Here is a 12,807-nt window from a genome sequence, read left to right as displayed (position 1 = left end):
ACGACCCGGCAGATCCTCAGTTGATCGAGACCACTTCGATATCGAAAATCAGGTCCTGCCCGGCCAAAGGATGGTTGGCGTCCAGCATTACTGTTGCGTCGTTCACCTCGACCACCATGACCGGCAACGTCTGACCGTCCGGAGTCTGCATCTGCAGCTGCGTACCGGGCTCGAGCGGGATGTCGTCCGGGATGCCTTCACGGGGAATCTCCTGCCGCATTCCCGGATTGATCGGACCATAAGCGTCGACACAGGCGATCTCGACCCGTTTCTTGTCGCCCGCCACCAGACCGGGCATCGCGCTGTCGAGGCCGGGGATGATCTGGCCCGAGCCCACCACAAACTCCAGCGGGTCTCGCCCGTCGGAACTGTCAAAGACCTGCCCGTCCAACAGCGTGCCGGTGTAGTGGATGCGAACGGTGTCGCCCTGTTTGATTTCGCTCATGCTGGCCTCCGGCCTCAAAAAGAAATGAGCGGCCAACCCTAAGGGGTGACGCCATTATGTAAACCCTCGGCCTTTTCATGCGCCTGTTTCTTGTGCAAACCTGCGCGCGAAAATGGGGAGACTGTAGATGGCCATCAAAACATGTGTATTCGACGCCTATGGAACGCTTTTCGACGTTGCCGCCGCCGCACGGCAGGCGGCGACCGAGCCGGGGTTCGAAGCCCTGCGGGACAAATGGCCCGAGGTCGCAGGCCATTGGCGTCTGAAACAGCTGCAATACACTTGGCTGCGCGCGGTGGCCGATGCGCATGGCGATTTTTGGGACGTGACGCAGAACGGGCTGGATTGGGCGCTTGAGGCGGCAGGCTTGCAGGGCGATGCCGCTTTGCGTCAGCGATTGCTGGACCTCTACTGGGAGCTGCAGGCCTACCCCGAGGTCCCCGCCATGCTGAAAGCCCTGAAAGACGGCGGGCTGCAGACGGCCATCCTGTCGAACGGGTCGCCCCCGATGCTGGACGGCGCGGTGCAATCGGCGGGCATCGGAGATGTGCTGGACGATGTTCTGTCGGTCGAAAGCGTCGGCGTTTTCAAGCCGCATGCGCGTGTCTACGATCTGGTGCAGGGCAGATTTGGCGGAACAAGGGACGAGGTTCTTTTCGTCAGTTCCAACGGTTGGGACGCCGCCGGCGCCAGCGGGTATGGGTTTGTCACCACGTGGGTCAATCGGGCGGGCGAACCGATGGACCGGCTGCCGTGGACGCCCGCGCATGTCCTGTCGGACCTGACCACCATTCCCCAACTGGCAGGGCTGTAATGGCAGAGTTCACGACCTCGGACGGCATACGCCTGTACTTTGAGGCTGCCGGAGACGGACGCCCGATCCTCTGTCTTGCCGGGCTGACGCGAAATAGCCGGGATTTCGATTTCGTCGCGCCGCACCTGACCGACGTGACGCTGATCCGGATGGATTACCGGGGGCGCGGGTTATCGGACTACGATCCCGACTATATGAACTACAACATCTTGCGGGAATCTCAGGACGCGATCGAGTTGCTGGACCACCTAGGTCTTGACCGCGCGACCATTCTGGGAACCTCACGCGGAGGGCTCATCGCTATGGCGTTGGCCGCCAGCCATCCGGACCGGCTGTCGGGCGTCATTCTGAACGATGTGGGACCCGTGATCGAACCTGCGGGCATCGCCAAGATCATGCAATATGTCGGCATCCAACCGACTGCCAAATCTTATGACGAGGCCGCACAGACCCTGAAAAAGGTGATGGAACCTCAATTCCCCGGCGTGCCTTTGGAGGTGTGGCGCACGTTCGCGGAGCACCAAAACAAAACCGATCAGGATGGCCTTCGCCTGCGGTATGACACCGCCCTGCGCACGGCATTGATCGAGCAGGCCGCCACTCAGGAAACGCCGGATTTGTGGCCGCTCTTCGACGCTCTGCATGACATTCCGACCGGTGTGATCAGGGGGGCAAATTCTGACATCCTGAGCAAGGAAACGCTGACCCAGATGCAATCCCGCCACCCCGGCCTTATATCAGCCGCGGTGCCGGATCGTGGACATGTCCCGTTTCTGGACGAACCGCAGTCACTGAACGTCATTCACAAGGTCCTGAACGCGACATGAGCAGCATTAAAATGATTGAGGCCGCCGCCGACCGGCTGCGGGGCCATGTCAGGGAAATGCCACTGCTGTCCTCTCCGTTTCTGGACAAGATTGCGGGCCGCCGGGTTCTGGTCAAACCGGAATGCCTGCAGCACACGGGAAGTTTCAAGTTCCGCGGCGCGTGGTCGGCCATTTCTGCCCTTAGCGATGCGGAACGTCAGCGCGGCGTCATCGCCTATTCCTCGGGCAACCACGCGCAGGGCGTGGCGTTGGCGGCGGCGAAACACGGCATCCCGTCGGTCATCGTCATGCCATCGGACGCGCCTGCGCTTAAGATCGACAACACCAAGGCTTTGGGCGGCGAGGTGGTGCTGTACGACCGGGCCTCGGAAAGTCGTGAGGAGATTGGTGAAACGCTGGCAGCCCAACGCGGCCTGACCCTGATCCGCCCCTATGATGAGCCACAGGTGATCGCCGGACAGGGTACCACCGGGCTGGAAATCGCCCGTCAGGCATCGGAACTGGGCGTGAGCGAGGCCGACGTTCTGATCTGTTGCGGTGGCGGCGGTCTGACCTCGGGTATCGCCTTGGCCTTGGAAAAATATGCCCCCGGTCTGCGCCCCCGCCCCTGTGAGCCCGAGGGGTTCGACGACGTCAAACGCTCACTCGCTTCGGGCCACATCGAGAACAACAATGCGACCTCGGGCAATATCTGCGACGCGATCCTGACGCCGCAGCCGGGGAACATAACCTTTCCGATCCTGAAACGACTGTGCGGTTCGGGACTGTCGGTTTCGGAAGAAGAAGCCCTGCGGGCGATGGCGCTGGCCTTTCTGCGTTTGAAGATCGTGCTGGAACCGGGGGGCGCAGTGGCGCTGGCCTCGGCTCTGTTCCGCAAGAATGACATCTCGGGGGATACGGTGATCGCAGTCGCTTCGGGCGGCAATACAGACCCTGAAATCTTTGCCAAAGCGTTGGAATTTCTGGCCTGACAGTCTGGAAGCACCTCTGCAAGTTTCCGTCGCATCAACAAGGACTTAAGTCATGAGAGTCGCCGACCTCGGCAACGTGCAGCTACATTACCGCATCGACGGGACCCCAGACGGTGCCCCGGTTGTGTTCGCCAATTCTCTGGGTACCGATCTGCGGCTGTGGGATGCGGTCCTGCCACACCTGCCCGCCGGTCTGCGCATCATCCGCTACGACAAACGCGGCCACGGCCTGTCATCGGCCCCGCCCGGGCCTTATTCGATGGGCGCGTTGATCAAGGATGCCGAGGCTCTGCTGGATTATTTTGAGGTACGCGACTGTGTTTTTGTCGGACTCTCGATCGGCGGCCTGATCGCGCAAGGCCTGGCCGTCAAACGCAAGGACCAGATCCGCGCCTTGGTGCTGTCCAACACGGCCGCCAAGATCGGCACCCCGCCGATCTGGCAACAGCGAATGGACGCCGTGCGCGAAGGCGGGATCGAGGCGCTGGCCGATGCCACTATGGAGCGCTGGTTCTCGCGCGATTTCCGCGCCAACCCCGACTATCTGCTGTGGCGCAACATGATGGTACGCCAGCCGGTCGAAGGCTACTTGGGCTGTTGCGCAGCGATCTCGGGAACCGATTTCTACACCCCGACCAGCGGCCTGCGCCTGCCGGTTCTGGGCATTGCGAGCAGCGAGGATGGCTCGACCCCGCCCGATCTGGTACGAGAGACCATCGACCTTATCCCCGGTTCCAGATTCGAACTGATGCGTCGGGCGGGCCACCTGCCCTGCGTCGAAAAACCTGCCGAATACGCGGCGCTGCTGCAGCGCTTTCTTGTTGATATCGGACATATCTGAAGGAGCATCACGATGGCGGATTTCCTTTTGATCCACGGTTCTTGCCACGGGGCCTGGTGCTGGCGTGATCTGACCCCGGCGCTGCAGGCATTGGGCCACACCGCCCGCGCCATTGACCTGCCCAGCCACGGTGCGGACCCGACACCGATCCCTGAGGTCACGCTGGACAGTTGCCGCGATGCGATACTGGCCGCATCGACAAAAGACACGGTCATTGTCGGCCATTCCTGGGGCGGCTACCCGATCAGCGCCGCCGCCGAAGCACAGCCCAAAGCCATGCGCGGGCTGATCTACCTCAGCGCCTATGTCCCGCATGATGGCCTGTCGATGGCCGACATGCGCAGGCGTGGACCCCAACAAACCATCGTGGACGCGGTCGAGAAATCCTCGGACGGGCTGTCCTATACCGTCCGGCCCGATTGCGTGCAGGCGCTGTTCTATCACGACTGCGCCCCCGAAATCTTACCTTTCGCTTTTGCCCGCTTGTGCCCGCAGGCGATCCGCCCGCAGGAGACGCCTCTGCCCCTGACCAAGCGGTTCGACCGCGTGCCAAAGGCTTACATCCAAACCACGGATGACCGGACCGTGCCGCCCGAATACCAGCAGGAGATGAGCAAAGACATCCCGGCAAGGCTACGCTACAGCATCGACAGCTCGCACTCGGCCTTCTTTTCGCATCCGCAACGACTGGCGGAGATTCTGACCGAGGTCGAAACTGCGCTGTGACCAGACGTCACTCGCTGCGCGCCTCAGGAATTCTTTGCCAAAACCGCCGCGATCGCTAGGGTCGGCGCATCGGTTCAATCCAGCGGTTTCCATGCGTCTGCCTTTCGCCTTTGTTCTTTGTACGGTCATGATCGACGCGATGGGCATCGGCCTTGTGATGCCGATCATGCCGCAGCTTATTGTCGAGGTTCAGGGCGGCACGCTGGCCAGCGCCGCCATCTGGGGCGGTGTCCTCAGCACCGCCTTTGCCGCCATGCAGTTCGTCTTTGGCCCCGTATTGGGCAACCTGTCCGACGCCTATGGCCGCCGCGCTGTCCTGCTGGTTTCGCTCTTTGTCATGGCGCTGGATTACGTGGTCATGGCACTCGCCGGTAGCATCTGGCTGTTGCTGATCGGACGGATCGTCGGGGGCATTACGGCGGCCACGCACTCAACTGCTGCTGCATTCATGGCGGATGTGTCAAAGCCCGAGGACAAGGCCGCGAATTTCGGCCTGTTGGGGGCCGCGTTTGGCATCGGTTTCGTCCTCGGCCCGGTCATTGGCGGCCTGCTCAGCGAATACGGAACCCGCGCCCCGTTCTGGGCCGCTGCCGCCCTGTCAGCCCTGACCTTCGCCGCCGGTCTGCTTGTCATGCCCGAAACCGTCACCGACAAAACCCGGCGTGCGTTCAGCTTGCGGCGCGCCAACCCGGTGAATTCCCTGCGCGCGGTGGCCGCCTTGCCCGGCATCCGTCCGCTGCTGGGGGTCTATTTCCTGTATTCCGTGTCGATCTACGTCTACCCGGCGATCTGGTCCTATTTCACGACCGAGCGCTTCGGCTGGTCACCGCAGATGATCGGTCTGTCGCTAGGGGTCTACGGCATTGGTATGGCCGCCGTTCAGGGTGGCCTGATCCGTCCCGCCACCCGCTATCTGGGCGAACGGGTCACGATCATCTACGGCATGGTGTTCGAGGTCATCAGCTTTGCTCTGCTCGCCTTCCTGACCAACGGAACAATCGCCTTGCTCCTGATCCCCATAACCGCGCTTGGGGCGGTGATCACGCCCGCGCTGCAGGCGATGATGTCACGTGCAACCCCGGATTCTCAGCAAGGCGAGTTGCAGGGCGTTCTGACCGCGCTTCATGCACTCTCCATGGTTATCTCACCGCTCGTGATGACCAGCGCGTTCGCGTGGTTCATCCGGCCAGACACGGCGCTCTACCTGCCGGGTGCGCCGTTCCTGCTGGCTTTGGTCCTGATGCTGGCGGGTTTCGCGCTGTTTCTGCGATCCCGGCCTGTCGTGGCGTAACAACGACACATGAATGGCGTTTTCCACCTTGCGAGGCGGCACTTCCCGCGCCACCGTGGGCCAAACGGGAGTTAAAACCAACATGCAAAGAATAAAAGCCGCAGTGTGCCGCGCCTTCGCCGAGCCGCTGGTAATCGAAGAGGTCCAACTGGCCGACCCCGGCACCGGAGAGGTCGAGGTGACGCTGGACGCCGTGGCCATCTGCCATTCGGATATCTCATACGCCGATGGCGCGTGGGGCGGGTTTCTACCCGCCGTCTATGGCCACGAAGCCGCCGGTGTAATCAGTGCCGTAGGTGAGGCCGCCGGAGGTTTCAAAGTAGGCGACGCGGTTGTGGTGACCCTGATCCGCGCCTGCGGCTCGTGTCCGTCTTGCGCGGGCGGTCAGCCGACGATCTGCGAAACGCCCTATGACGCCACCAACGGGCCGCTGCGCACCGGGGACGGGGAACCATTGGAACAGTCCATGGCCTGCGGGGCCTTTGCGGAAAAGGTCGTGGTCAGCCATCGACAGATCGTCAAAATCCCCGATGCGATGCCCAAGGATGTCGCCAGCCTGCTATCCTGCGGCGTGATCACCGGGGTCGGGGCTGCCGTGAACGCAGCGAACCTTCGGCCCGGTCAGGACGTGGTTGTCATCGGCGCGGGCGGTGTTGGGCTGAACGCCATTCAGGGCGCGCGCATCGCGGGTGCCCGCCGGATTGTCGCCGTGGACATGACCGAAGAAAAGCTGGAGATCGCCAAGGAATTCGGCGCGACCCACGGTGTACTTGCCAACCAGAAAGAGCCATGGAAGGCCGCCTACAAAGCCCTCGGCGGACGCGGCGCAGACGCCGTTCTGATCACCGTCGGCGCGATTCCGGCCTACGATCAAGCCCCACGCTATCTTGGGCGCGGTGGCAAGGCCGTGATGATCGGAATGCCCCATTCGGGGGCCGAGGCCTCCTATGAACCGGTGGTTCTGGCGTTTATGGGGCAAGGCCTTGTCGGATCGAAAATGGGCGATGTGGTCATTCAGCGCGATATTCCGTGGATGATCGACCTGTATGAACAGGGGCGGCTGAAGCTGGACGAGTTGATCTCGGGCCGCTGGTCTCTGGATCAGATCAACGAGGCGATTGCGGACACCAAGACCGGATCGGCCAAACGCAACGTCATCGTTTTCGACAAGCGCTAAGCCGCTTGGCAGGAGGGCATCAGATGAAACTGCAGGACCTCGACATCATCGTCACCGCCCCTCCGGCCCCCGGCTGGGGCGGGCGCTATTGGATACTGGTCAAAGTGACGACCGATACCGGAATCACCGGCTGGGGCGAGTGTTACGCGTCCTCAGTAGGACCCGACGCCATGCGCCACGTGATCCGCGATGTGTTCGAACGGCACATGCTGGGCGAAAACCCCGAAAATATCGAACTGATGTTCCGCCGCGCCTATTCCAGCGGCTTCACGCAACGCCCCGACCTGACGGTGATGGGTGCGTTTTCGGGGCTGGAAATTGCGTGCTGGGACATCCTCGGCAAAGATCGTGACCGCCCGGTCTATGCGCTGCTGGGCGGAAGGATGAATGACCGCATCCGCGCCTATACCTACCTGTACCCCCTGCCCCAGCATAACCTGACCGACTTCTGGACCTCACCGGAACAGGCGGGCGAAACCGCCGCCGAATTGGTCCGGCGCGGGTACACGGCGGTCAAATTCGACCCCGCTGGCCCTTATACGATCCGGGGCGGGCACATGCCTGCGATGTCCGATATCTCGATGTCCGTAGCCTTCTGCAAAGCCATCCGCGAGGCTGTGGGCGACAGGGCCGATCTGCTGTTCGGAACCCATGGCCAGTTCAACACCGCAGGCGCGATCCGGTTGGGGCAGGCGCTGGAACCCTATTCACCGCTCTGGTTCGAGGAGCCCACGCCGCCGGATATGATCGAAGACATGGCCCGCGTCGCGCGCAGTGTTCGCATTCCGGTCGCCACCGGCGAGCGCATGACCACCAAGGCCGAGTTTGGCGCAGTGCTGCGCGCCGGGGCGGCCGAGATCTTGCAACCGGCCCTGGGCCGCGCAGGCGGGATATGGGAGATGAAAAAGGTCGCCGCGATGGCCGAGGTATTCAACGCCCAGATGGCCCCGCACCTGTATGCCGGACCTATGGAATGGGCGGCCAATGTCCATCTGGCGGCCTCGATCCCGAACCTGTTGCTGCTTGAGACGATTGAGACGCCGTTCCACGATCAACTTATCAAGGGCGCGATCCGGGTTGAGGATGGGTTCGTAACCCCACCGTCCGCGCCCGGACTGGGTATTGATGTGGACGAGGCGCTGGCCCGCGCCCATCCCTATACCGGCGACGGGCTGCACCTGCAGATGCAGGAGGAACCCTGCGACTACGTCAACGGCAACGCGTTTCAGGGCGGTGCCCCGGCGACGGAAGAATAGAACCAGCCGAGCGGTATGCCCTGCCCGCACGACCAGCGCCGAGGCCTGCAACAAGCACCCGTTTCACCCTCGGCTAGTTGGACACATAACCGGCGATCACCTGCAGCAGTTTGAAAGCTGTTGCCGCATCGTTTTCGACCACCGCAAGGAATTCTTCCTCGCCTATTCGCAGGCATGACAGGTTGGTTTCGGCCACCATACTCAGTGCGCGCGGCTCTTTCCGGATCAGCCCCAACTCGCCCACCAAGGCACCGGGGCCGACTTTGATGATCAACTGATCGGGCTCGTCCGCTTGCGGCAGGTACAGACCAGCTTCGCCTTCCAGAACCACGTAGGCCCCGTCCGTGGGTTGATCGTCCTTCAGGAAAATGACCTGCCCGGCGCTGGCCTCGAACCAGCGGGCACCAAAGGCCAGCAGGCGCAACTGCCTGCGGTCCAGCCCGGAAAACAGCGGCGTCTGTTCCAGCGCCCGCAGCTTGCGCGCAAGGTCTGCCGAGGCGGCGCTGTCCTCCTCCACGTCTTTTGGTCCATCATCCGACACCACACGACCCTGCCGGATTTCGACAAACATGTCGAATACCTCGGGGCTGTCGAAGTGATCGTTCAGATAGATCACCGTCGTCTCGGGCAGCAGTTCGCGCAGGTTTTTGTACACCGCGACCTGCGTTTGCATGTCATAACTGGCCAGCGCGTTTTGCAGCAGCAGGATGTCGGGCTTCTTGACCGTCGCGCGAGTAAAGGCCAAAGGCTCGGCAAAAACCGCGGGCAGGTTCTGCCCGCCCAAGGCCACCGGGATATCGTAGATCAGTTCCACTACCAGCGGGCGCGCGCCGTTTTCGGCCAGCACATCCACGATCAGCTTGCGCGCCTCATCCGACCGCGAGGCCCCGATATCGCTGATCTTCCCAAACAGCGCGTTTTCCATCACCGTCAGGCCGGGGGCGAACCGATCAGGGTCAAGCGGCTCATAGAGGTCATGCAACCGCTCCAACAGCTTTTCCGAATGGCTTTGGCGCAATTGCAGAATTCGGTCTTTCAACTCGTCCGTGAAGGCCGGGCCGATCTGTTCGGCCGAGATCGCCAAGGGCACTGCCAGCAGATTGGCAAGCTGATCGTCGTCCAGCCCGGCAGCCCCTTCCTTGCGGGTCCGCTCGACCAGTTCTACGGCGGTTTCATAAACCCGCGCCTCTAGCCCCAGCTTGCGGAACAGCGGATGATCGGTGCCATCCAGTCCGAAGATCTGGCGCAGCATGTCGATCACATCACGGGTCAGCGCAATCAGGGTTTCGTCCAGCCCCAACTCGCGCAATTGCCCGAGGAAGACGGTTTGCTGGGCCAGAACCTCTTGCGTGACCGGCACGCGCGGGGTGGCGAACAGCAGGTTTTCGGCCACCGGTAAAGCCGAGTTATAAACGTCGCGATCAAAGACAAGCGCCTGTTGCTCCAGCCCCGCCTTTTGAACGGCCTGCTGCACCAGCGGTCGCAGCTCGACCAGTTTCTGCGCCAGATCCGGGTGTTCGCCCGGGTCAAAAACCTGCTCCGCCCCGCGCTGGAACAGGGCCGCACCAGAGCCCATGCCGTCGATCAGCTGCACCCACCAGTCCCGCAGCGCCTTGGCACTGTCGAGGCCGACAAGATTGGGGTCCAGCCACTCGGTCCGATACGGGTCAGCGCTGTTCCCGGCCCGCAGAGTCTCGGGGAAGCCCGGATCATCTGTGGCGCTTTCGACCGGTTTGAACCGCATCGGCATCATGACGTTGTCGCCCAGCGAGCCCTGAAACATCACCGGTCGGGATGAGGCATATCCGATACGGGACGCAACCACCGCCTGATGCAGGCTCGCCAGATTATGCCCCCCGATTTCAACCCGGCCCGCGCTTGGCAGAATCTCACGGGTCAGCAGTTCCGCCACGGCGCGTCGGTCTTCTTCGCTGGGCGCGGCGATGCCGATGGTCTGACCGCTCGGGAAGGTCAGGTTCAGATCGTCCAGAACCTGATTGCCGTCCATATCCCGGACCGAGACACCGTCCAGCACGATATCCCCATTCAGGCGGGGGCGACCCTCGGGCTCGCCTTCAAACAGGTTTTCATCCTGCATACCCGCCGGAGCAAACCGTTCAATCACCACATCCCACCGCAGCGACATGTCCTGCGTCTGGTTGTAGTAGGTCAGCAGTTCCTTCCACGGAGAACTCAGGTCCTTATACGCCGCCAGTGCCGCCACCAGCGCCCCCAGCGAGACCGAGCCCTGCAGCACCAGCAGACCGCCGACCAGATAGAACATGAACGGCGTCAATTGCGATATGAAGTTGTTGATAAACTTCATAAAGAACTTCTTCTGGTAAATCTCGAACCGGATACCGAACAGCCGTCCCAACTGGTCCGAGATCAGCGCCCGCCGATACCGCCAGCCGCCATTGCCCCGCAGGGTCGCCGCCCCGGCGGCGTTTTCGCCGATTTGGGCGGCCAGAACCCGCACCTCCTGAATGCGTTTCTTGTTCAGCAGGTTGATCTGCCGCTGCAGGCGCGGGATCAGCCAGGCCTGAACCGGGATCAGGGCGACGGCGGCTAGGCCGAACCATACGCTTTGCAAAAACAGAAACGACAGGATCGTCAGCATCTGCCCCGCCTGCAGCACCGGCTGACTGATCGCATCGCCCATCAGGCCGCCCATCGGCTCGCTTTCGGCGGTGATCATCGAGACCAGTTCGCCCTGACTGACCCGTTCGAAATACGGCTGCGGAAAGCGCAGCGCGCGGCTGATCAACTGGTACCGGAAGCGGCGCAGCATCCGTTCGCTCAGCACACCTTTCATGGTGTTGATGCGCATCTTCATCAGCCCGTGGGCCAGCACCGCGCCCAGAAAGGCAAAGCACAGGATGATCAGAAACGTCGTCTGCGGCAGGCTGTAGCCCCAGACATCGACGATACTGCTGGTGGCACCGATCGCGTCGTTGATGATGCGTTTGGGCAGCTCCAGCGTCAGGTAGAGCAGAGGGAACAACGTCGACGTCACGGCCAGCAGGATCAACTGGTCGCGTTTGGAGTATTTCCAGATGAACCGAAAAATCGTGCGTTCTATGGAACCCGCCCCTGCTTCTGATCAATGGTTCGAATTTGGTGTAATGCACGCAAAGTCAACAGCCCGAAGTTACCGTAATCCAACCGAAATGCGCAAATTATTTTGAACCTGAAAGAAACTTTGCCTTGTGTGAACTAGTTCATTTGCGCGACCGTGTTTTAACGCATACTGTTTGTGCAGGACGATATCGGGAGAATGCTGTTGACGGCCAGTATTGGCGCTGTGTTTCTTATGCTCTGCCTTTTGCAGATCAAACATATGTTTGCCGACTTCTACCTACAGACACCAAAGATGCTCGCCGGGCGTGGCGAGTATTTTCACGTGGGCCGTGCGCAACACGCCGCCGTGCACGTTGTGGGGTCGGTCATCGTTTTCCTGATTTTTGGCGCGCCGCTGTCCTTCATCCTGATCATCGCGGCACTCGAATGGATCATTCACTTCAACATCGATTTCGCCAAGGCTAGCTATTCAGACAAAAACAAGCTGCAGCCGAACCAGCCTGCGTTCTGGCGGGCCGCCGGGTTGGACCAGTTGATGCACAACCTGACCTATGTTGCCATGGTCTGGGCTTGGGTGACTTTCGCGACCTGACTGCAGGCTTGCGTCAGGCCACCTGCCGCAGCGCGCTCTTCTGATACATTGACAACCACAACCGGTCCAACGCGTCGATTTTTCGGGGGTTAAAGTGGTGCCCGACCTCCCAATATCGGCCCGATGGAACATAGTAGCCAAGTTCTGCTTCCATCTTTAGCGCAGCCTCCATTCTTTGCGTGGCCACTGGCAGAGGCGCTGTCAGGTCATCGCTGCGCACCGAGGGGAAAACCAGACGGCTCTCCCCCTCAGACAATCGCACCACGCGGCATCCCTGAGCGGCACCAAACAGGCCCAGCCGCGCCGATTTCGCCTCGAGCGAGCGCAGGGTGATGTCATCGCGCAACGGGTCCGCGCGGCCTGATCCGTAGAAATGCGTCCGCCCCGTCGCCGTATAGACCATATCGCAGCCAAAGAAGGCCAGAACCGCAGGCCGCAACGCGGACAGCGCCCAATAGCCTGCAGTAAAGGCCATCGTACCGCCCGCATAGACAAAGCCGCCATATTCGTTCTGGCGCGGCACATACTCGTCCGCAGTAACGACCCGCTGCCCGTTCAGCAGCGTCTTGGGGCGCTTTGCCGCCGGAAAATCCTCGGGATGGATCAGAACATCCCAATCCGCACGGATACGCCAGGCATTGTTGATCGCGACGATATGCGTGAAAGGGGCCCGCGCCCAATCCCGCGCCTTGAGTGCCGAAGGCGCGCTTCCAAGGATCAGAACTTTGGTCTGCGGGTCGGTCATCACGGGTCCGTCGTTTCAGACCCCGTGACACCTAGCGCATT

At 61.7% G+C, this 12,807-nt stretch carries 12 protein-coding genes; 9 read left to right on the top strand and 3 right to left on the bottom strand.

Going from position 1 to position 12,807, the window contains the following annotated elements; all coding sequences use genetic code 11:
• Positions 1 to 16: 16 nt before the first annotated feature.
• Positions 17 to 445 (bottom strand): FKBP-type peptidyl-prolyl cis-trans isomerase, encoded by a 429-nt coding sequence (locus ACR0NJ_RS10760; protein ID WP_480817128.1) that lies wholly within the window; start codon positions 443 to 445, stop codon positions 17 to 19.
• 127 nt (positions 446 to 572) lie between these two features.
• Between ACR0NJ_RS10760 and ACR0NJ_RS10755 the strand changes: the two genes are divergently transcribed.
• The 8 genes from ACR0NJ_RS10755 to ACR0NJ_RS10720 all read left to right on the top strand — a co-directional run bounded on the left by ACR0NJ_RS10755 (position 573) and on the right by ACR0NJ_RS10720 (position 8,348).
• A complete protein-coding gene (locus ACR0NJ_RS10755) occupies positions 573 to 1,259 on the top strand; it encodes a haloacid dehalogenase type II (RefSeq protein ID WP_480817127.1) in 687 nt (228 codons plus the stop codon).
• Positions 1,259 to 2,086, top strand: a complete 828-nt coding sequence (locus tag ACR0NJ_RS10750; protein WP_480817126.1) for an alpha/beta fold hydrolase — start codon at positions 1,259 to 1,261, stop codon at positions 2,084 to 2,086. The genes ACR0NJ_RS10755 and ACR0NJ_RS10750 overlap by 1 nt, the downstream gene beginning before the upstream one ends.
• Positions 2,083 to 3,057, top strand: a complete 975-nt coding sequence (locus tag ACR0NJ_RS10745) for a threonine ammonia-lyase (RefSeq protein WP_480817125.1) — start codon at positions 2,083 to 2,085, stop codon at positions 3,055 to 3,057. Before ACR0NJ_RS10750 ends, ACR0NJ_RS10745 begins: the two co-directional genes overlap by 4 nt.
• A 52-nt stretch (positions 3,058 to 3,109) precedes the next feature.
• Positions 3,110 to 3,898: a 3-oxoadipate enol-lactonase gene (pcaD, locus tag ACR0NJ_RS10740; RefSeq protein ID WP_480817124.1), complete on the top strand. Its 789-nt coding sequence runs from the start codon at positions 3,110 to 3,112 to the stop codon at positions 3,896 to 3,898.
• A 12-nt stretch (positions 3,899 to 3,910) separates the two neighbouring features.
• Positions 3,911 to 4,624: an alpha/beta fold hydrolase gene (locus tag ACR0NJ_RS10735; protein WP_480817123.1), complete on the top strand. Its 714-nt coding sequence runs from the start codon at positions 3,911 to 3,913 to the stop codon at positions 4,622 to 4,624.
• Positions 4,625 to 4,715: 91 nt separating this feature from the next.
• Positions 4,716 to 5,915, top strand: coding sequence for a TCR/Tet family MFS transporter (locus ACR0NJ_RS10730; RefSeq protein ID WP_480817122.1), 1,200 nt, complete (start codon positions 4,716 to 4,718; stop codon positions 5,913 to 5,915).
• Between the two features lie 82 nt (positions 5,916 to 5,997).
• The gene (locus ACR0NJ_RS10725; RefSeq protein ID WP_480817121.1) at positions 5,998 to 7,092 is read left to right on the top strand and encodes a Zn-dependent alcohol dehydrogenase; all 1,095 of its coding nucleotides are present in this window, start codon (positions 5,998 to 6,000) and stop codon (positions 7,090 to 7,092) included.
• A 23-nt stretch (positions 7,093 to 7,115) separates the two neighbouring features.
• Entirely contained in the window at positions 7,116 to 8,348 is a 1,233-nt protein-coding gene (locus tag ACR0NJ_RS10720; RefSeq protein ID WP_480817120.1) for a mandelate racemase/muconate lactonizing enzyme family protein, read from the top strand.
• A gap of 73 nt (positions 8,349 to 8,421) precedes the next feature.
• Here the strand turns inward: ACR0NJ_RS10720 and ACR0NJ_RS10715 are convergent, their stop codons facing one another.
• Entirely contained in the window at positions 8,422 to 11,418 is a 2,997-nt protein-coding gene (locus tag ACR0NJ_RS10715) for a cyclic nucleotide-binding domain-containing protein (RefSeq protein ID WP_480817339.1), read from the bottom strand.
• Positions 11,419 to 11,625: 207 nt separating this feature from the next.
• Between ACR0NJ_RS10715 and ACR0NJ_RS10710 the strand changes: the two genes are divergently transcribed.
• Positions 11,626 to 12,021, top strand: a complete 396-nt coding sequence (locus ACR0NJ_RS10710; RefSeq protein ID WP_480817119.1) for a DUF3307 domain-containing protein — start codon at positions 11,626 to 11,628, stop codon at positions 12,019 to 12,021.
• 13 nt (positions 12,022 to 12,034) lie between these two features.
• Here ACR0NJ_RS10710 and ACR0NJ_RS10705 read toward each other — a convergent pair whose 3' ends face one another.
• Complete coding sequence (locus ACR0NJ_RS10705; protein ID WP_480817118.1) at positions 12,035 to 12,766, bottom strand: hypothetical protein; 732 nt, start codon at positions 12,764 to 12,766, stop codon at positions 12,035 to 12,037.
• Positions 12,767 to 12,807: the final 41 nt, after the last annotated feature.

The sequence above is a fragment of the Ruegeria sp. F11 genome (assembly GCF_056533855.1).
Note: the sequence above shows the minus strand (reverse complement) of the source record. Positions and strands in the feature narration are given on the sequence as shown.